Here is a 20,045-nt window from a genome sequence, read left to right as displayed (position 1 = left end):
ACGACTCAGTACCCGAATTTCTTGACGACCATAGAGCATTGGAACCACCTGATCCCATCCCGAACTCAGCAGTGAAACGATGCATCGCCGATGGTAGTGTGGGGTTTCCCCATGTGAGAGTAGGTCATCGTCAAGATTAAATTCCAAAACCCCTGTTTGCTAACGCAGACAGGGGTTTTTTTTTGGGCGGTCGAAAAGTGCAAAGGGGCTTATTGCGGCCGCCTACAGTGCTAAACCCCGTCCTTTCTATGCAATGGCCTTATGCATGGCTATCATGCGTGCCTCATTGTGAGGCGATACTTGCATGCTGACGTTGTTAGAACTTCTGAAAGATGGCCGATTCCACTCTGGAGAAGCGCTGGGTGCTGCCTTGGGCGTCAGTCGCAGTGCTGTTTGGAAGCAGCTCCAGCATCTTGAGTCTGAATTGAACCTGCCCATTCATAAAGTCCGTGGCAAGGGGTATCAGCTTGCGTCCCCGTTGGTTTTCTTGAGCGCTAAAGAAATTGAAGCGAATGCTGCTTCTTTGGTGTGGCCCGTTTACATCTCTGACTCCATTGACTCCACTAATGCCGAAGCCTTGCGCCTTGTCGGCGCAGGCTGCACGGCGCCATTTCTGGTGCTTGCAGAGCAGCAAACTGCAGGAAGGGGTAGGCGAGGCCGTAAGTGGGTTAGCCCGTTTGCTCAGAATGTGTATTACAGCCTTGTCTTGCGCATTGACGGCGGGCTGCGGCAGTTAGAGGGGCTCAGTCTTGTTGTCGGCTTGGCGGTCATGCAGTGCCTCCGCGAGCTGGGTGTGAAAGGCGCGGCCTTGAAGTGGCCAAACGATGTCCTGGTGGGGCACAAAAAAATTGCCGGTATCTTGCTTGAATTGGTAGGAGATCCTGCAGACATCTGCCACGTTGTCCTTGGAATAGGTATCAACGTAAACATGCAAAAGGCTGCGGAGGTCGATCAGCAGTGGACTTCAGCACAGCTGGAAACAGGTTCTACTGTCGATCGCAATGACCTGGTTGCACGGCTGGGGCTGCAATTGCAAAGTTATCTGCAGCGACATAAAGCTTTCGGCTTTACTGCGCTCCAAGAAGAGTGGGAGCAAAATCATTTGTGGCAGGGACGGGCCGTATCCCTCATTGCGGGCGTTAACCAGATTGATGGGATTGTGCTAGGGATCGACCACCAAGGCGCGCTGCGCTTGAATGTCGATGGTGTCGAGAAAATATACAGCGGTGGTGAGTTAAGCCTGAGGTTGCGTGATGATTCTTGAGCTCGACTGTGGGAATAGCTTTATCAAATGGCGTGTACTCGATTCGCACATGGCTGGGGTATCTTCCGAAGGTATTGTCGGTTCGGATCTCGCATTGATTGAGAGTCTGGTAGCGATACCAGGGCTGTCTCTGACGCGTTGCCGTTTGGTGAGTGTTCGTGCTTCGCAGGAGACTGGGCAGTTGGTTGAGGCGTTGCAGGGGGCTTTTGGTGTTGTCGTCTCCTGTGCTGCTCCGGCGCGAGAAATGGCTGGCGTTCGTAATGGCTACGAAGAGTATGAGCGTCTTGGGCTTGATCGTTGGTTGGCAATGCTGGGGGGGTTCAAGTTAGCGTCAGGGGCCTGTCTGGTGCTCGACTTTGGTACGGCGGCGACTGCAGATTTCATTGCTGCTGACGGTGAACACCTTGGCGGCTTTATATGTCCAGGGATGCCCCTCATGCGCAGTCAACTGCGAACCCACACTCGCAAGATTCGCTACGACGACGTTGCGGCCGAGCAAGCTGTGGAGCGCCTCTCGCCCGGTCGAACGACTGTGGAGGCGGTTGAGCGAGGTTGTACGCTAATGCTCAGGGGGTTTGTATTGACTCAGCTTGAGCTGGCTCAAAGCTATTGGGGCGATAATTTCACGGTTTTTCTAACGGGTGGGGATGCTGACCTGGTCTCGGATGCTGTGCCGCAGGCTCGCCATGTTCCGGATCTGGTTTTTGTTGGTCTGGCGATGGCGTGCCCTTTGTCCTGAGGTATTTATGCGTTGGCTGTTTTTGCTTTTGCTCGTTCTCAATGCCTTCTATTACATTTGGCATCAACAAGAAGCGCCGTTGCGCGCTAAGGACGTAACGCCCCTGAGTCTCTATAAGGGCTCTCAGCAGGATATTCGCCTGTTAAGTGAGTCTTCTGATCCAATGGTTCGGCGTGATCGAGTAAAGGCCCCGGACGCACAAAATACCTGCTTATACATAGGTGGTTTTACTGATCAGAGGCAGGCGCAGTCGATGGAGCAGCGCCTTACAAGCCTGGATATAAAGGTCAAGGTGCAATTGCTCAATACTGCTGAGGCATCCGGCTACTGGCTCCGTGTAGCGCCGGAAAGCAGGCGCCTGGCTGACGATCTGCCGTTTGAAAACCTTGCTAAGGAATTCAATGAGTTAAAACATAAAATAATGTTGTGCGAAGGCGTTGCAACTGTCGAATAGTTTGAATAGAATGGCGCCCGCTTCGCAGTGAAGACCTTTACGGTCTACAGCGTGAAGCGAAGGTCAACGCAGCTAACCTCATATTTTTAATGAGAAAATGCTTGACAGAAGGCCGGCGTGATGTAGAATGCCGGCTCGCTTAGGAGGGGTTCCCGAGCGGCCAAAGGGATCAGACTGTAAATCTGACGTCTACGACTTCGAAGGTTCGAATCCTTCCCCCTCCACCATTTTTAGCGTGAGCTGCAAGCTCCGCGGGTATAGTTTAGTGGTAGAACCTCAGCCTTCCAAGCTGATGATGCGGGTTCGATTCCCGCTACCCGCTCCAAGTTTGCAGGTTGTGCACGGTGTTTTGCTCTTGTAGCTCAGTTGGTAGAGCACACCCTTGGTAAGGGTGAGGTCAGCGGTTCAAATCCGCTCAAGAGCTCCATATAACAAGGCAGATATGAAAATATCTGCCTTTGTTTTAACAGCTGCCTCGGCTTGATAGTGTTGTATCTGGCTTTGTCGTCAGGTGATTTCAAGTCTGTTGGGGTTGGTTGTTGTAATGTCTTTTTCAGGCCTGCATAATGGTCGGCCTGATTTTGTTTTAGGTCAGTAGCTCAATTGGCAGAGCGACGGTCTCCAAAACCGTAGGTTGGGGGTTCGATTCCCTCCTGACCTGCCAGATTCACGTGGTGTATCTGGCTTTCTTTTCACAGGATCTTCATAGATGACTCCTAAGGCTGAAGCTCAAAGCTCTCGTTTCGATCTCGTCAAGTGGCTCGCCGTAGTCGCGTTGGTGGTCGTAGGCGTTGTTGGCAATCAGTATTATTCTGCTTCGCCGATCCTGTACCGTGTGCTCGCTTTGCTGGCCCTTGCTGCTGTAGCTGCCTTTGTAGGCCTGCAGACTGCCAAAGGCAAGTCTTTCGCGGTCCTGGTAAAGGAAGCTCGCACCGAAATCCGTAAAGTCGTTTGGCCGACTCGCCAAGAAACCACGCAGACCACGTTGATCGTTGTGGCTGTTGTTCTGGTTATGGCGTTGCTGTTGTGGGGGCTTGATTCCCTGCTCGGCTGGCTTGTTTCCTTGATTGTTGGCTAAGGGTGTCCCGTGGCTAAGCGTTGGTACGTTGTGCATGCTTACTCGGGTTACGAGAAGCATGTTATGCGCTCTTTGCTAGAGCGCGTAAAGCTGGCAGGCATGGAAGATGGCTTCGGCGAAATTCTGGTTCCCACTGAAGAAGTGGTTGAAATGCGGAATGGTCAGAAGCGCAAAAGCGAACGCAAGTTCTTCCCTGGCTACGTGCTGGTTCAGATGGACATGAATGAAGGTACTTGGCACTTAGTCAAGGACACTCCTCGTGTCATGGGCTTCATTGGCGGTACTGCCGATAAGCCTGCTCCTATCACTGACAAAGAGGCGGAAGCGATTCTGCGTCGTGTTGCTGATGGTAGCGACAAACCTAAGCCGAAGACGTTGTTCGAGCCGGGTGAGGTTGTTCGTGTCACAGATGGTCCGTTTGCTGATTTCAACGGAACCGTCGAAGAAGTTAACTACGAAAAGAGCCGGATCCAAGTGGCAGTGCTCATTTTCGGTCGCTCTACTCCGGTAGAGTTGGAGTTCAGCCAGGTCGAGAAGGTCTAGCTGAGCAAGCATCCCAACCCCGCAGCCTTAGGCTGTGGGGTTTTGTCGTCACTGGGATAAACGCGCAAGTAACCGGGGAGCCTTTCGAGGCGTTTGAACCCGTAATTGGAGTGCCTCATGGCCAAGAAGATTACCGCTTACATCAAGCTGCAAGTGAAGGCCGCTCAGGCCAACCCAAGTCCACCTGTCGGCCCGGCTCTGGGTCAGCACGGCGTGAACATCATGGAATTCTGCAAGGCCTTCAACGCCCGTACTCAGGGTATTGAGCCAGGTCTGCCGACTCCAGTGATCATCACTGTATACAGCGACCGTAGCTTCACTTTCGAAACCAAGTCGACCCCGGCTTCGGTTTTGTTGAAGAAGGCTGCAGGTCTGACTAGCGGTTCCGCTCGTCCTAACACCGTTAAGGTTGGCACCGTAACTCGTGCTCAGCTGGAAGAAATCGCGAAAACCAAAAACGCGGATCTGACTGCAGCTGATATGGATGCAGCCGTGCGTACCATCGCCGGTTCTGCTCGTAGCATGGGCCTTAACGTGGAGGGTGTGTAATGGCTAAGCTGACCAAGCGCCAAAAGGCTATCGCCGGCAAAATCGAAGCAGGCAAGGCCTACAACTTTGTAGACGCTGCTGCCCTGCTGACTGAGCTGTCGACTGTCAAGTTCAGCGAGTCCGTTGACGTTGCTGTAAACCTGGGTGTTGACCCACGTAAATCCGACCAGGTCGTTCGTAGCGCTACTGTGCTGCCACACGGTACTGGCAAGACTGTACGTGTTGCTGTCTTCACCCAAGGCCCAGCAGCTGAAGCTGCTCTGGCCGCCGGCGCCGATCGCGTTGGTATGGACGACCTGGCTGCCGAAATGAAAGGCGGCGACCTGAACTACGACGTAGTTATTGCTTCCCCGGATGCAATGCGCGTTGTAGGTCAGCTGGGCCAGATCCTCGGTCCACGTGGTCTGATGCCTAACCCTAAAGTCGGCACCGTAACGCCAGACGTAGCTACCGCGGTTAAAAACGCCAAGGCTGGTCAGGTTCGTTATCGCACCGACAAAAACGGCATCATTCACACCTCCGTTGGCAAAGTCGGCTTCGACGCCGTCAAGCTGAAGGAAAACGTTGAAGCCCTGATCGCTGATCTTAAGCGTATCAAGCCAGCTTCCTCGAAAGGTATCTACGTTAAGCGCGTTACCCTGAGCACCACTATGGGCCCAGGTCTGGTCATCGACCAAGGCTCGCTGGACGTATAAGACACAAGTTGTCGCGAGAGATCGCGGCAACTGAAAAAATTGGGGTCCCTGCCTGGCGGGGGCTATCCAAGACCGTAGGCGGCGCAAGCCTTAAACCTCAAGCCTACGCAGATGGTGCTCCCGGTTCCTTACCGAATCAGACACCAAAACGACATCCGGCTTCGGCCAGATGAAACGGTAACAAGCAGGAGTTAAACCCGTGGCAATTAATCTCGAAGACAAGAAGGCCATCGTCGCTGAAGTCAACGAGGCTGCCAAAGCTGCTCTGTCCGCTGTCGTGGCTGATGCCCGTGGTGTGACAGTAAGCGCTATGACCGGACTCCGTAAAGAGGCTCGTGAAGCTGGCGTATACGTACGTGTTGTACGTAATACCCTGCTCAAGCGCGCTGTTGCTGACACTGAATACAGTGTCCTCAACGACGTGTTCACTGGCCCGACTCTGATCGCGTTCTCCAAAGATCATCCGGGTGCTGCTGCCCGTTTGTTCAAGGAATTCGCCAAGAGTCAGGATAAGTTCGAGATCAAGGCAGCTGCGTTCGAGGGCAAGTTCCTCGCAGCTAACCAAATCGACGTACTGGCAACACTGCCGACCCGTAACGAAGCTATTTCTCAGCTGATGAGCGTGATTCAAGGCGCTACCAGCAAGTTGGCTCGTACTCTGGCCGCAGTTCGCGAGCAAAAAGAAGCTGCCGCAGCCTAAGGCTGAGCGACTTCTTTCGCGTATTTTTGTTTATTTCGATGGCCGCGTAGGCCGTCCCCCAATTCAGGAAATACAGCAATGTCTATCTCCCAAGACGATATCCTCAACGCCGTAGCTGAAATGTCGGTTCTGCAGGTTGTTGAGCTGATCAAAGCTTTCGAAGAAAAATTCGGCGTTTCCGCTGCCGCTGCTTCTGCTGGCCCAGCTGCTGCCGCAGTTGTTGCTGAAGAGCAAACCGAATTCAACGTCATGCTGCTGGAAGCTGGCGAGAAGAAAGTAAACGTGATCAAGGCAGTACGTGAACTGACCGGTCTGGGCCTGAAAGAAGCCAAGGCTGTAGTTGACGGCGCTCCTGCCCAGGTTCTGGAAGCAGTGTCGAAAGACGCCGCTGACAAAGCCAAAGCAGTGCTGGAAGAAGCAGGCGCTAAAGTCGAGCTGAAGTAAGCATCGACCTTGCGTCTCCAGCCCAAGCGTTAAGCTGAAGGCTGATGGCTGGTGGCTCTTGCCACCGGCCTTTTTCCGTTCTTGGCTGTCGACTCGGTCGCCGCCATTAACGCGCTGTAGCCACCCGATGCGGTGGTGCAAACCATGGGGTTTGCGAGATTTTCTGGCTGCTCCCGTCGGGAGGGGCCAAACAAGCAGGTGACCAAGCTGGGGAACGCTGATGGCTTACTCATATACTGAGAAAAAACGTATCCGCAAGGACTTTAGCAAGTTGCCGGACGTCATGGATGTCCCGTACCTTCTGGCTATCCAGCTGGATTCGTATCGTGAATTCTTGCAAGCGGGAGCGACTAAAGATCAGTTCCGCGACGTGGGCCTGCATGCGGCCTTCAAATCCGTTTTCCCGATCATCAGCTACTCCGGCAATGCTGCGCTGGAGTACGTGGGTTATCGCCTGGGCGAACCGGCATTTGATGTCAAAGAATGCGTGTTGCGCGGTGTTACGTACGCCGTACCTTTGCGGGTAAAAGTCCGTCTGATCATTTTCGACAAAGAATCGTCGAACAAAGCGATCAAGGACATCAAAGAGCAAGAAGTCTATATGGGCGAAATCCCATTGATGACTGAAAACGGTACCTTCGTTATCAACGGTACCGAGCGCGTTATCGTTTCCCAGCTGCACCGTTCCCCGGGCGTGTTCTTCGACCACGACCGCGGCAAGACGCACAGCTCCGGTAAGCTCCTGTACTCCGCGCGGATCATTCCGTACCGCGGCTCGTGGTTGGACTTCGAGTTCGACCCGAAAGACTGCGTGTTCGTGCGTATCGACCGTCGTCGTAAGCTGCCGGCCTCGGTACTGCTGCGCGCGCTCGGCTATACCACTGAGCAAGTGCTGGATGCTTTCTACACCACCAACGTATTCAGTCTGAAGGATGAAACCCTCAGCCTGGAACTGATTGCTTCGCGTCTGCGTGGTGAAATTGCCGTCCTGGATATCCAGGATGAAAATGGCAAGGTCATCGTTGAAGCCGGCCGCCGTATTACCGCGCGCCACATCAACCAGATCGAAAAAGCCGGTATCAAGTCGCTGGACGTGCCTCTGGACTACGTCCTGGGTCGCACCACTGCCAAGGTCATCGTTCACCCAGCTACAGGCGAAATCCTGGCTGAGTGCAACACCGAGCTGAACACCGAGATCCTGGCAAAAATCGCCAAGGCTCAGGTTGTTCGCATCGAGACCCTGTACACCAACGACATCGACTGCGGTCCGTTCATCTCCGACACACTGAAGATCGACTCCACCAGCAACCAATTGGAAGCGCTGGTCGAGATCTATCGCATGATGCGTCCTGGTGAGCCACCAACCAAAGACGCTGCCGAGACCCTGTTCAACAACCTGTTCTTCAGCCCTGAGCGCTATGACCTGTCTGCGGTCGGCCGGATGAAGTTCAACCGTCGTATCGGTCGTACCGAGATCGAAGGTTCGGGCGTGCTGTGCAAGGAAGATATCGTCGCGGTACTGAAGACCCTGGTCGACATCCGTAACGGTAAAGGCATCGTCGATGACATCGACCACCTGGGTAACCGTCGTGTTCGCTGCGTAGGCGAAATGGCCGAGAACCAGTTCCGCGTTGGCCTGGTGCGTGTTGAGCGTGCGGTCAAAGAGCGTCTGTCGATGGCTGAAAGCGAAGGTCTGATGCCGCAAGACTTGATCAACGCCAAGCCAGTGGCTGCCGCGGTGAAAGAGTTCTTCGGTTCCAGCCAGCTCTCGCAGTTCATGGACCAGAACAACCCGCTCTCCGAGATCACCCACAAGCGCCGTGTTTCCGCACTGGGCCCGGGCGGTCTGACGCGTGAGCGCGCAGGCTTTGAAGTTCGTGACGTACACCCGACTCACTACGGTCGTGTATGCCCGATTGAAACGCCGGAAGGTCCGAACATCGGCCTGATCAACTCCCTGGCCGCTTATGCGCGCACCAACCAGTACGGCTTCCTTGAGAGCCCGTACCGTGTCGTGAAAGACGCTTTGGTCACCGACGAGATCGTGTTCCTGTCCGCCATCGAAGAAGCTGATCACGTGATCGCTCAGGCTTCGGCCACGATGAACGACAAGAAAATGCTGATCGACGAGCTGGTAGCTGTTCGTCACTTGAACGAGTTCACCGTCAAGGCGCCGGAAGACGTCACCTTGATGGACGTATCGCCGAAGCAGGTAGTTTCGGTTGCAGCGTCGCTGATCCCGTTCCTGGAACACGATGACGCCAACCGTGCGTTGATGGGTTCCAACATGCAGCGTCAAGCTGTACCCACCCTGCGCGCTGACAAGCCGCTGGTAGGTACTGGCATGGAGCGTAACGTAGCCCGTGACTCCGGCGTTTGCGTCGTGGCTCGTCGTGGCGGCGTGATCGACTCTGTTGATGCCAGCCGTATCGTGGTTCGTGTTGCCGATGACGAAGTTGAAACTGGCGAAGCCGGTGTCGACATCTACAACCTGACCAAATACACCCGCTCGAACCAGAACACCTGCATCAACCAGCGTCCGCTGGTGAGCAAGGGTGATCGCGTTCAGCGTAGCGACATCATGGCAGACGGTCCTTCCACCGATATGGGTGAGCTGGCACTGGGTCAGAACATGCGCATCGCGTTCATGGCCTGGAACGGTTACAACTTCGAAGACTCCATCTGTCTCTCTGAGCGTGTGGTTCAGGAAGATCGTTTCACCACGATCCACATTCAGGAACTGACCTGTGTGGCGCGTGACACCAAGCTTGGGCCAGAGGAAATCACTGCAGACATCCCGAACGTGGGTGAAGCTGCACTGAACAAACTGGACGAAGCCGGTATCGTTTACGTAGGTGCTGAAGTTGGCGCAGGCGACATCCTGGTGGGTAAGGTCACTCCGAAAGGCGAGACCCAACTGACTCCGGAAGAGAAGCTGTTGCGTGCCATCTTCGGTGAAAAAGCCAGCGACGTTAAAGACACTTCCCTGCGCGTACCTACCGGTACCAAGGGTACTGTCATCGACGTACAGGTCTTCACCCGTGACGGCGTTGAGCGTGATGCTCGTGCACTGTCCATCGAGAAGACTCAACTCGACGAGATCCGCAAGGACCTGAACGAAGAGTTCCGTATCGTTGAAGGCGCGACCTTCGAACGTCTGCGTTCCGCTCTGGTAGGCCACAAGGCTGAAGGCGGCGCAGGTCTGAAGAAAGGTCAGGACATCACCGACGAGATCCTCGACGGTCTTGAGCACGGCCAGTGGTTCAAACTGCGCATGGCTGAAGATGCTCTGAACGAGCAGCTCGAGAAGGCCCAGGCCTACATCGTTGATCGTCGCCGTCTGCTGGACGACAAGTTCGAAGACAAGAAGCGCAAACTGCAGCAGGGCGATGACCTGGCTCCAGGCGTGCTGAAAATCGTCAAGGTTTACCTGGCAATCCGTCGTCGCATCCAGCCGGGCGACAAGATGGCCGGTCGTCACGGTAACAAAGGTGTGGTCTCCGTGATCATGCCGGTTGAAGACATGCCGCACGATGCCAATGGCACCCCGGTCGACGTCGTCCTCAACCCGTTGGGCGTACCTTCGCGTATGAACGTTGGTCAGATCCTTGAAACCCACCTGGGCCTCGCGGCCAAAGGTCTGGGCGAGAAGATCAACCGTATGATCGAAGAGCAGCGCAAGGTTGCTGACCTGCGCAAGTTCCTGCACGAGATCTACAACGAGATCGGCGGTCGCAACGAAGAGCTGGACACCTTCACTGACCAGGAAATCCTGGATCTGGCGAAGAACCTGCGCGGCGGCGTTCCAATGGCTACCCCGGTGTTCGACGGTGCCAAGGAAAGCGAAATCAAGGCCATGCTGAAACTGGCAGACCTGCCAGAAAGCGGCCAGATGCAGCTGTTCGACGGCCGTACCGGCAACAAGTTTGAGCGCCCGGTTACTGTTGGCTACATGTACATGCTGAAGCTGAACCACTTGGTAGACGACAAGATGCACGCTCGTTCTACCGGTTCGTACAGCCTGGTTACCCAGCAGCCGCTGGGTGGTAAGGCTCAGTTCGGTGGTCAGCGTTTCGGGGAGATGGAGGTCTGGGCACTGGAAGCATACGGTGCTGCTTACACTCTGCAAGAAATGCTCACAGTGAAGTCGGACGATGTGAACGGTCGGACCAAGATGTACAAAAACATCGTGGACGGCGATCACCGTATGGAGCCGGGCATGCCCGAGTCCTTCAACGTGTTGATCAAAGAAATTCGTTCCCTCGGCATCGATATCGATCTGGAAACCGAATAACACGTGACGCGAATCGAGAGCGGGGCTGTTTAGCCCGCTCTCTGCTCCGCCAGGAGGAAAGGCCTTGAAAGACCTACTGAATTTGCTGAAAAACCAGGGTCAAGTCGAAGAGTTCGACGCCATCCGTATTGGATTGGCATCGCCTGAGATGATCCGTTCGTGGTCGTTCGGTGAAGTTAAAAAGCCGGAAACCATCAACTACCGTACGTTCAAACCTGAGCGTGACGGCCTGTTCTGCGCCAAGATCTTTGGCCCGGTAAAGGATTACGAGTGCCTGTGCGGTAAGTACAAGCGCTTGAAGCACCGTGGTGTGATCTGCGAGAAGTGCGGCGTTGAAGTTGCGCTGGCTAAAGTTCGTCGTGAGCGCATGGCGCACATCGAACTGGCTTCGCCGGTTGCCCACATCTGGTTCCTGAAATCGCTGCCATCCCGTATCGGCTTGCTGATGGACATGACCCTGCGTGATATCGAACGCGTTCTCTACTTCGAGAGCTATGTCGTTATCGATCCAGGCATGACCACCCTTGAAAAAGGTCAGCTGCTGAACGACGAGCAGTACTTCGAAGCGCTGGAAGAGTTCGGCGACGATTTTGATGCCCGCATGGGTGCCGAAGCTGTCCGCGAACTGCTGCACGCTATCGACCTGGAACACGAGATTGGCCGTCTGCGTGAAGAAATTCCGCAAACCAACTCCGAAACCAAGATCAAGAAGCTGTCCAAGCGTCTGAAGTTGATGGAGGCCTTCCAAGGTTCCGGCAACTTGCCAGAGTGGATGGTGCTGACCGTTCTGCCGGTTCTGCCGCCAGACCTGCGTCCGCTGGTACCGTTGGATGGCGGTCGCTTCGCGACTTCCGACCTCAACGACCTGTACCGTCGCGTGATCAACCGTAACAACCGCTTGAAGCGTCTGCTCGATCTGTCCGCACCGGACATCATCGTGCGCAACGAAAAGCGTATGTTGCAAGAAGCTGTCGATGCTCTGCTCGACAACGGTCGTCGTGGCCGCGCTATCACTGGTTCGAACAAGCGTCCTCTGAAATCCTTGGCTGACATGATCAAGGGTAAGCAAGGTCGTTTCCGTCAGAACTTGCTCGGTAAGCGTGTTGACTACTCAGGTCGTTCGGTAATTACCGTAGGCCCGACCTTGCGTCTGCACCAGTGCGGTCTGCCTAAGAAGATGGCTCTTGAGCTGTTCAAGCCGTTCATCTTCGGTAAGCTGGAAATGCGCGGTCTCGCGACTACCATCAAAGCGGCCAAGAAAATGGTCGAGCGCGAACTGCCTGAGGTTTGGGACGTTCTCGCTGAAGTAATTCGCGAACACCCGGTTCTCCTCAACCGTGCACCGACCCTTCACCGTCTGGGTATCCAGGCGTTTGAACCGGTACTGATCGAAGGTAAGGCTATCCAGCTGCACCCTCTGGTCTGTGCTGCGTACAACGCCGACTTCGACGGCGACCAAATGGCCGTGCACGTACCGCTGACACTGGAAGCCCAGTTGGAAGCGCGCGCGTTGATGATGTCGACCAACAACATTCTGTCGCCAGCCAACGGTGAGCCAATCATCGTTCCGTCGCAGGACGTTGTATTGGGTCTGTACTACATGACGCGTGAAGCGATCAACGCCAAGGGCGAAGGTCGTGTGTTCGCTGACCTGCAAGAAGTTGACCGTGTGTTCCGTGCCGGCGAAGCCGCACTGCATGCCAAGGTCAAAGTGCGGATCAACGAAACCGTCAACGACCGTGATGGCGGCAGCGTGAGCGGCACTCGTATTGTCGACACTACTGTCGGCCGTGCGCTGCTGTATCAGGTTGTGCCAAAAGGTCTGTCGTACGACGTCGTCAACTTGCCGATGAAGAAAAAGGCGATCTCCAAGCTGATCAACCAGTGCTACCGCGTGGTTGGTTTGAAAGAGACTGTGATCTTCGCTGACCAGTTGATGTACACCGGCTTTGCATACTCGACCATTTCCGGCGTTTCCATCGGTGTTAACGACTTCGTTATCCCGGATGAAAAAGCCCAGATCATCAATGCTGCTACTGATGAAGTGAAAGAAATCGAAAGCCAGTACGCCTCCGGCCTGGTAACCCAGGGCGAGAAGTACAACAAAGTGATCGACCTTTGGTCCAAGGCCAACGACGAAGTGTCGAAGGCGATGATGGCTAACCTCTCGAAAGAGAAGGTTATCGACCGTCATGGCGTAGAAGTCGATCAAGAGTCGTTCAACTCGATGTACATGATGGCCGACTCGGGCGCACGGGGTTCTGCTGCGCAGATCCGTCAGCTCGCCGGTATGCGTGGCCTGATGGCCAAGCCGGACGGTTCCATCATTGAAACGCCGATTACTGCGAACTTCCGTGAAGGTTTGAGCGTACTTCAGTACTTCATCTCTACTCACGGTGCTCGTAAGGGTCTTGCGGATACCGCGTTGAAAACTGCTAACTCCGGTTATCTGACTCGTCGTCTGGTAGACGTGGCGCAAGACTTGGTTGTGACTGAAGTCGACTGCGGCACCGAACACGGTCTGCTGATGACTCCGCACATCGAAGGCGGCGACGTTGTAGAGCCGCTGGGTGAGCGCGTACTGGGTCGAGTAATCGCCCGTGACGTATTCAAGCCAGGTACCGAGGAAATTATCGTTCCTGCCGGCACACTGGTAGACGAGAAGTGGGTCGAGTTCATTGAACTCAACAGCATCGACGAAGTGATTGTTCGCTCGCCGATCAGCTGCGAAACCCGCTACGGCATTTGCGCCAAGTGCTACGGCCGTGACTTGGCTCGTGGTCACCAGGTGAACATCGGTGAAGCGGTCGGCGTTATCGCTGCCCAGTCCATCGGTGAGCCGGGTACCCAGTTGACCATGCGTACGTTCCACATTGGTGGTGCGGCAAGCCGGACCTCCGCAGCTGACAGTGTTCAGGTGAAGAATGGCGGTACCGTCCGTCTGCACAACCTGAAACACGTTGAGCGAGTGGATGGTTGCCTGGTTGCTGTGTCCCGTTCCGGTGAGCTGGCAATCGCTGATGACTACGGTCGTGAGCGCGAGCGTTACAAGCTGCCGTACGGTGCCGTGATTTCGGTTAAAGAAGGTGACAAGGTCGACGCTGGCGCAATCGTGGCCAAGTGGGATCCGCACACTCACCCAATCGTTACCGAAATGAAAGGTACCGTGACCTACGTGGGCATGGAAGAAGGCATCACGATCAAGCGTCAGACTGACGAATTGACCGGTATGACCAACATTGAAGTACTCGACGCGAAAGATCGTCCAGCTGCCGGTAAAGACATCCGTCCTGCCGTGAAGATGGTCGATGACAACGGCAAGGACTTGTTGCTGCCAGGCACTGACGTAATCGCTCAGTACTTCCTGCCAGCCAACGCCCTGGTCGGTGTAGCGGATGGTGCGAAGATCGCGATCGGTGATGTTATCGCTCGTATCCCGCAAGAAACTTCGAAGACCCGTGACATCACCGGTGGTCTGCCGCGTGTTGCCGACTTGTTCGAAGCTCGTCGTCCGAAAGAAGCGTCGATTCTGGCTGAAGTCAGCGGTACCATCGCGTTCGGTAAAGAGACCAAAGGCAAGCGCCGTCTGGTCATTACCCCGAACGACGGTAGCGATCCGTATGAAGAGCTGATTCCGAAGTGGCGTCACCTGAACGTCTTCGAAGGCGAACAGGTAAACCGCGGCGAAGTTATCTCCGACGGCCCGAGCGATCCACACGACATCCTGCGTCTGCTGGGTGTGAGTGCGCTGGCCAAGTACATCGTTAACGAGATCCAGGACGTTTACCGTCTGCAAGGCGTTAAGATCAACGATAAGCACATCGAGACCATCCTGCGTCAGATGCTGCGTAAAGTTGAAATCGCTGAATCCGGCGATTCCAGTTTCATCAAGGGCGACCAGATGGAACTGACTCACGTACTGGTAGAAAACGAACGTCTGGGCGCGGATGACAAATTTGTCTCCAAGTTCACTCGTGTGTTGCTGGGTATCACCAAGGCGTCGTTGTCCACTGAGTCGTTCATCTCGGCGGCCTCCTTCCAGGAGACCACTCGCGTACTGACCGAAGCAGCGGTAACCGGCAAGCGCGATTACCTGCGCGGCCTGAAAGAAAACGTGGTTGTGGGTCGTCTGATCCCGGCGGGTACCGGTTTGGCTTACCACAGCGAGCGCAAGCGCCGCCGTGATGCTGACAAGCCGCTGCGCGTAAGCGCCAGTGAAGTGGAAGCTGCACTGACCGAAGCGCTGAACTCAAGCGGTAACTGAGTTCTGCGATAAATAAGTCTGGGCCCTGGCAGCCCCATTCGTCGGATCGAGGCAGGTTTGCCCCGGTTCGACGAGAGGGGAGGTCGGGGCCTTGCCTTGACTGGGGACAAGATCCTCTTTAGACTCTTGTACCCCTAAATTTGGCGGGAATTCGTTCCTGCCATTTTGCTTTTCTTGCAAGACAATAGCGTCGCAAGACAACAGTGGAGCTAGTAGATGGCAACTATCAACCAGCTGGTACGTCAGCCGCGTAAGCGTATCGTCGAGAAATCCGACGTGCCTGCGCTGCAGAACTGCCCGCAACGTCGTGGCGTATGCACTCGCGTGTATACCACTACGCCGAAAAAACCTAACTCGGCACTGCGTAAAGTATGCCGTGTGCGTCTGACCAACGGTTTCGAGGTTTCCTCGTACATCGGCGGTGAAGGCCACAACCTGCAAGAGCACAGCGTGGTACTGATCCGCGGCGGTCGTGTAAAAGACTTGCCAGGTGTTCGTTACCACACCGTACGCGGCTCCTTGGATACTTCCGGCGTTAAAGGTCGTAACCAGGGTCGTTCGAAGTACGGTACCAAGAAGCCTAAGTAGTAGCGGCTTTTTGTAAAACTGAATCATCTTATTTTCTGAGTCGATAAGAGTAAGGTCGGAGGCGTCCCGCAAGGGCACCGATTCCGAGCGAACCTGAAGACCGTTTGAGGGCTTATCCATGCCAAGAAGACGCGTAGCAGCCAAGCGCGAAGTGCTTGACGATCCAAAATACGGAAGCCAAATTCTGGCCAAGTTCATGAACCACGTGATGGAAAGCGGCAAGAAAGCCGTTGCCGAGCGTATCGTTTATGGCGCGCTGGAAAAGGTTAAAGAACGCAAGAACAGCGACCCCCTGGAAATCTTCGAGAAAGCTCTCGACGCCATCGCTCCGCTGGTCGAAGTGAAGTCGCGCCGTGTAGGCGGTGCTACTTACCAGGTTCCGGTTGAAGTTCGTCCGTCCCGTCGTAACGCCCTGGCAATGCGCTGGTTGGTAGACTTCGCCCGTAAGCGCGGCGAGAAGTCTATGGCTCTGCGTTTGGCTGGCGAACTGTTGGACGCTGCTGAAGGTAAAGGTGCTGCTGTTAAGAAGCGTGAAGACGTGCACCGTATGGCTGAAGCTAACAAAGCTTTCTCGCACTACCGCTTCTAATCTTAGCTTCACTAATTTTGCGAGGGCTTTATGGCTCGTACTACTCCGATTAGCCGCTACCGTAACATCGGTATCGTTGCTCACGTGGATGCTGGTAAAACCACCACCACCGAGCGCGTACTGTTTTACACCGGCAAAAGTCACAAGATGGGCGAGGTGCATGACGGCGCCGCGACCACAGACTGGATGGTTCAGGAGCAGGAGCGTGGTATTACCATTACTTCTGCTGCTATTACCGCCTTCTGGAAAGGTTCCGAGAAGCAGTACAAGGATGAGCACCGCTTCAACGTAATCGATACCCCGGGCCACGTAGACTTCACTATTGAAGTTGAACGTTCCCTGCGCGTACTCGACGGCGCTGTCGTTGTGTTCTGCGGTACCTCGGGTGTTGAGCCTCAGTCGGAAACCGTATGGCGTCAAGCCAACAAATACGGCGTTCCACGTCTTGTTTATGTAAACAAGATGGACCGTGCCGGTGCTAACTTCCTGCGCGTGATCGGTCAGATCAAGCAGCGCCTGGGTCACACCCCGGTGCCAATCCAGTTGGCTATCGGTTCCGAAGACAACTTCCAGGGCCAGATCGATCTGCTGACCATGGAAGCTGTTTACTGGAACGATGCTGACAAGGGTATGGTTCCTGTTCGCAAGCCTATCCCTGCTGAATTGCAGGAACTGGCTGACGAATGGCGCAACAACATGGTTGAAGCTGCGGCCGAAGCCAACGAAGAGCTGATGAACAAGTACCTCGAAGGTGAAGAACTCACCAACGTGGAAATCAAGGCCGCTCTGCGTCAGCGTACTATCGCTGGTGAGATCGTCTTGGCTGTTTGCGGTTCCTCGTTCAAGAACAAGGGCGTCCCCCTGGTTCTCGATGCTGTGATCGACTACCTGCCAGCACCAGTGGATATTCCTGCCATCAAGGGTACTGACCCGGATGACGAGACTATCGAGCTGGAGCGTCATGCAGACGACGCAGAACCGTTCTCCGCTCTGGCATTTAAAATTGCCACTGACCCATTCGTGGGTACCTTGACCTTCGTCCGCGTTTACTCGGGCGTGTTGAACTCCGGCGACGGCGTGATCAACTCGGTTAAAGGCAAAAAAGAGCGCGTGGGTCGTATGGTGCAAATGCACGCAAACGCCCGTGAAGAGATCAAGGAAGTACGCGCTGGTGACATCGCGGCCTTGATCGGCATGAAGGACGTCACCACCGGTGAGACTTTGTGCAACGCTGACAAGCCAATCATCCTGGTTCGCATGGACTTCCCGGAGCCGGTTATTTCGGTTGCCGTAGAGCCTAAGACCAAGGATGACCAGGAAAAAATGGGTATCGCTCTGGGCAAGCTTGCTCAGGAAGATCCATCTTTCCGCGTCAAAACTGATGAAGAGACTGGTCAAACGATCATCTCCGGCATGGGCGAGTTGCACCTGGACATCCTGGTTGATCGGATGCGCCGTGAGTTCAACGTCGAAGCCAACATCGGTAAGCCTCAGGTTTCCTATCGTGAGCGCATCACGAAGAACTGTGAAATCGAAGGCAAGTTCGTTCGTCAGTCCGGCGGTCGTGGTCAGTTCGGTCACTGCTGGATCCGTTTTGCTCCTGCTGACGAAGGTCAGGAAGGTCTGCAATTCGTGAACGAAGTAGTAGGTGGTGTGGTTCCTAAGGAATACATCCCTGCTATCCAGAAGGGTATCGAAGAGCAGATGAAGAACGGTGTTGTTGCCGGCTATCCGCTGATCGGCCTGAAAGCAACCGTTTTTGACGGTTCTTACCACGACGTCGACTCCAACGAGATGGCGTTTAAGGTGGCTGCTTCCATGGCAACCAAGCAACTGGCCCAGAAGGGCGGTGGTGAGTTGCTTGAGCCAATCATGGCGGTAGAAGTTGTTACACCTGAAGACTATATGGGTGATGTCATGGGCGACCTTAACCGTCGTCGCGGCATGATCTTGGGCATGGAAGACACGGTTTCCGGCAAAGTGATTCGCGCCGAGGTTCCGTTGGGTGAGATGTTCGGTTATGCGACCGACGTTCGCTCCATGTCTCAGGGTCGCGCAAGCTACTCTATGGAATTCAAAAAATACAACACAGCTCCGGCGCACATCGCTGAAACTGTATCCAAAAAACAAGGCTGATTCAGTCCTTTAGGCAAGGAGTTAATTGTCGTGGCTAAAGAAAAATTTGATCGTTCCCTACCGCACGTCAACGTTGGCACCATCGGTCACGTTGACCACGGTAAAACCACTCTGACTGCTGCTCTGACTCGCGTTTGCTCCGAAGTATTCGGTTCGGCAATCGTTGATTTCGATAAAATCGACAGCGCACCAGAAGAAAAAGCTCGTGGTATCACCATCAACACCGCGCACGTTGAATACAACTCGCTGATCCGTCACTACGCTCACGTTGACTGCCCAGGTCACGCTGACTATGTGAAGAACATGATCACCGGTGCTGCCCAGATGGACGGCGCGATTCTGGTTTGTTCGGCCGCTGATGGTCCGATGCCACAGACCCGTGAGCACATCCTGCTGTCCCGTCAGGTTGGCGTTCCGTACATCGTGGTTTACCTGAACAAGGCTGACCTGGTAGACGACGCTGAGCTGCTGGAACTGGTTGAGATGGAAGTGCGCGATCTGCTGAGCACTTACGACTTCCCAGGTGACGACACTCCGATCATCATCGGTTCTGCTCGTATGGCTCTGGAAGGCAAAGACGATAACGAAATGGGCACCACGTCCGTTCGTAAATTGGTTGAAACTCTGGACAGCTACATCCCAGATCCAGTTCGTGTTATCGACAAGCCGTTCCTGATGCCAATCGAAGACGTATTCTCGATCTCCGGTCGTGGTACTGTTGTGACTGGTCGTATCGAGCGCGGTATCGTTAAGGTTCAAGATCCACTGGAAATCGTTGGTCTGCGTGACACTACTGTCACCACCTGCACCGGTGTTGAAATGTTCCGTAAGCTGCTCGACGAAGGTCGTGCTGGCGAGAACTGCGGCGTTCTGCTGCGTGGTACCAAGCGTGACGACGTTGAGCGTGGCCAGGTTCTGGTTAAGCCAGGTTCGGTTAAGCCGCACACCAAGTTCGAAGCTGAAGTGTACGTATTGAGCAAAGAAGAAGGCGGTCGTCACACTCCGTTCTTCAAAGGCTACCGTCCACAGTTCTACTTCCGTACTACTGACGTGACTGGTAACTGCGAGCTGCCGGAAGGCGTTGAAATGGTTATGCCAGGCGACAACATCAAAATGGTTGTTACCCTGATCAAAACCATCGCAATGGAAGACGGTCTGCGTTTCGCTATCCGCGAAGGCGGCCGTACCGTTGGTGCTGGCGTTGTAGCTAAAATCATCGAGTAATTATCTCTTTTGAGATTGCCTTGATGTTTTGAAAAGGCCCCCGCTCAGCGGGGGCCTTTTTTATTGGGTTGACACCTATCTGGGCCGTCTATAGAATTGCGCCTCCTTTTAACGGGCGTATTGCGCTCGCTGGGAATAGCAGCCGGAGTCTGAAATCCAATGCAAAATCAGCAAATCCGTATCAGGTTGAAGGCTTTTGACCATCGCCTGATCGACCAATCCACCCAGGAAATCGTGGAAACCGCGAAACGTACTGGTGCACAAGTGCGTGGTCCAATTCCACTGCCTACCCGTAAAGAGCGGTTCACCGTTCTGGTCTCCCCGCACGTCAACAAAGACGCGCGTGACCAGTACGAGATCCGTACTCATAAGCGCGTACTGGACATCGTCCAGCCAACGGATAAAACCGTTGATGCACTTATGAAGCTTGATCTGGCGGCCGGTGTGGAAGTACAGATCAGCCTCGGCTAAGACTTGGGTCTTA

Annotated in this window: 16 protein-coding genes, 4 tRNA genes and 1 rRNA gene; all 21 read left to right on the top strand. The window is 54.6% G+C overall.

Going from position 1 to position 20,045, the window contains the following annotated elements; all coding sequences use genetic code 11:
* The first annotated feature begins 20 nt into the window (after positions 1-20).
* The 21 genes from rrf to rpsJ all read left to right on the top strand — a co-directional run bounded on the left by rrf (position 21) and on the right by rpsJ (position 20,032).
* A 5S ribosomal RNA gene (gene rrf, locus A7J50_RS26345) occupies positions 21-136 on the top strand.
* 168 nt (positions 137-304) lie between these two features.
* The gene (gene birA, locus A7J50_RS26340) at positions 305-1,264 is read left to right on the top strand and encodes a bifunctional biotin--[acetyl-CoA-carboxylase] ligase/biotin operon repressor BirA (protein WP_064454361.1); all 960 of its coding nucleotides are present in this window, start codon (positions 305-307) and stop codon (positions 1,262-1,264) included.
* Positions 1,254-2,003 carry a pantothenate kinase gene (locus A7J50_RS26335; protein WP_064454360.1) on the top strand — a complete coding sequence of 250 codons (750 nt, stop codon included), beginning with the start codon at positions 1,254-1,256 and terminating at the stop codon, positions 2,001-2,003. The genes birA and A7J50_RS26335 overlap by 11 nt, the downstream gene beginning before the upstream one ends.
* A gap of 7 nt (positions 2,004-2,010) precedes the next feature.
* A complete protein-coding gene (locus A7J50_RS26330) occupies positions 2,011-2,457 on the top strand; it encodes a hypothetical protein (protein WP_064454359.1) in 447 nt (148 codons plus the stop codon).
* A 142-nt stretch (positions 2,458-2,599) separates the two neighbouring features.
* Positions 2,600-2,684 (top strand) — tRNA-Tyr (locus A7J50_RS26325).
* Positions 2,685-2,708: 24 nt separating this feature from the next.
* A tRNA-Gly gene (locus A7J50_RS26320) sits at positions 2,709-2,782 on the top strand.
* A gap of 26 nt (positions 2,783-2,808) precedes the next feature.
* Positions 2,809-2,884 (top strand) — tRNA-Thr (locus A7J50_RS26315).
* A 161-nt stretch (positions 2,885-3,045) separates the two neighbouring features.
* A tRNA-Trp gene (locus tag A7J50_RS26310) sits at positions 3,046-3,121 on the top strand.
* A gap of 45 nt (positions 3,122-3,166) precedes the next feature.
* The gene (secE, locus tag A7J50_RS26305; RefSeq protein WP_003194658.1) at positions 3,167-3,535 is read left to right on the top strand and encodes a preprotein translocase subunit SecE; all 369 of its coding nucleotides are present in this window, start codon (positions 3,167-3,169) and stop codon (positions 3,533-3,535) included.
* Positions 3,536-3,544: 9 nt separating this feature from the next.
* Positions 3,545-4,078, top strand: coding sequence for a transcription termination/antitermination protein NusG (nusG, locus tag A7J50_RS26300; protein ID WP_003176436.1), 534 nt, complete (start codon positions 3,545-3,547; stop codon positions 4,076-4,078).
* A gap of 117 nt (positions 4,079-4,195) precedes the next feature.
* Positions 4,196-4,627 (top strand): 50S ribosomal protein L11, encoded by a 432-nt coding sequence (gene rplK, locus A7J50_RS26295; protein ID WP_003210097.1) that lies wholly within the window; start codon positions 4,196-4,198, stop codon positions 4,625-4,627.
* Positions 4,627-5,322: a 50S ribosomal protein L1 gene (gene rplA / locus A7J50_RS26290; RefSeq protein WP_003232403.1), complete on the top strand. Its 696-nt coding sequence runs from the start codon at positions 4,627-4,629 to the stop codon at positions 5,320-5,322. The genes rplK and rplA overlap by 1 nt, the downstream gene beginning before the upstream one ends.
* A 199-nt stretch (positions 5,323-5,521) precedes the next feature.
* A complete protein-coding gene (rplJ, locus tag A7J50_RS26285) occupies positions 5,522-6,022 on the top strand; it encodes a 50S ribosomal protein L10 (RefSeq protein ID WP_056861893.1) in 501 nt (166 codons plus the stop codon).
* Positions 6,023-6,100: 78 nt separating this feature from the next.
* On the top strand, positions 6,101-6,466 hold the full coding sequence (gene rplL / locus A7J50_RS26280) for a 50S ribosomal protein L7/L12 (protein ID WP_064454358.1): 366 nt from the start codon (positions 6,101-6,103) through the stop codon (positions 6,464-6,466).
* Between the two features lie 220 nt (positions 6,467-6,686).
* Entirely contained in the window at positions 6,687-10,760 is a 4,074-nt protein-coding gene (gene rpoB, locus A7J50_RS26275; protein ID WP_064454357.1) for a DNA-directed RNA polymerase subunit beta, read from the top strand.
* Positions 10,761-10,824: 64 nt separating this feature from the next.
* A complete protein-coding gene (rpoC, locus tag A7J50_RS26270) occupies positions 10,825-15,024 on the top strand; it encodes a DNA-directed RNA polymerase subunit beta' (RefSeq protein WP_064454356.1) in 4,200 nt (1,399 codons plus the stop codon).
* Positions 15,025-15,240: 216 nt separating this feature from the next.
* Positions 15,241-15,612: a 30S ribosomal protein S12 gene (rpsL, locus tag A7J50_RS26265; protein WP_002555494.1), complete on the top strand. Its 372-nt coding sequence runs from the start codon at positions 15,241-15,243 to the stop codon at positions 15,610-15,612.
* A gap of 118 nt (positions 15,613-15,730) precedes the next feature.
* Positions 15,731-16,201 (top strand): 30S ribosomal protein S7, encoded by a 471-nt coding sequence (gene rpsG, locus A7J50_RS26260; RefSeq protein WP_002555493.1) that lies wholly within the window; start codon positions 15,731-15,733, stop codon positions 16,199-16,201.
* 30 nt (positions 16,202-16,231) lie between these two features.
* Positions 16,232-18,337, top strand: coding sequence for an elongation factor G (gene fusA / locus A7J50_RS26255; protein WP_015886136.1), 2,106 nt, complete (start codon positions 16,232-16,234; stop codon positions 18,335-18,337).
* Between the two features lie 30 nt (positions 18,338-18,367).
* The gene (gene tuf / locus A7J50_RS26250) at positions 18,368-19,561 is read left to right on the top strand and encodes an elongation factor Tu (RefSeq protein ID WP_003176426.1); all 1,194 of its coding nucleotides are present in this window, start codon (positions 18,368-18,370) and stop codon (positions 19,559-19,561) included.
* Between the two features lie 159 nt (positions 19,562-19,720).
* Positions 19,721-20,032 carry a 30S ribosomal protein S10 gene (gene rpsJ, locus A7J50_RS26245; protein ID WP_003186070.1) on the top strand — a complete coding sequence of 104 codons (312 nt, stop codon included), beginning with the start codon at positions 19,721-19,723 and terminating at the stop codon, positions 20,030-20,032.
* Positions 20,033-20,045 lie beyond the last annotated feature (13 nt).

It is taken from the genome of Pseudomonas antarctica, assembly GCF_001647715.1.
GTDB classification, from domain to species: Bacteria; Pseudomonadota; Gammaproteobacteria; order Pseudomonadales; family Pseudomonadaceae; genus Aquipseudomonas; species Aquipseudomonas antarctica_A.
The sequence above is the reverse complement of the archived record's forward strand: the minus strand, read 5'-3'. Positions and strand labels throughout refer to the sequence as shown.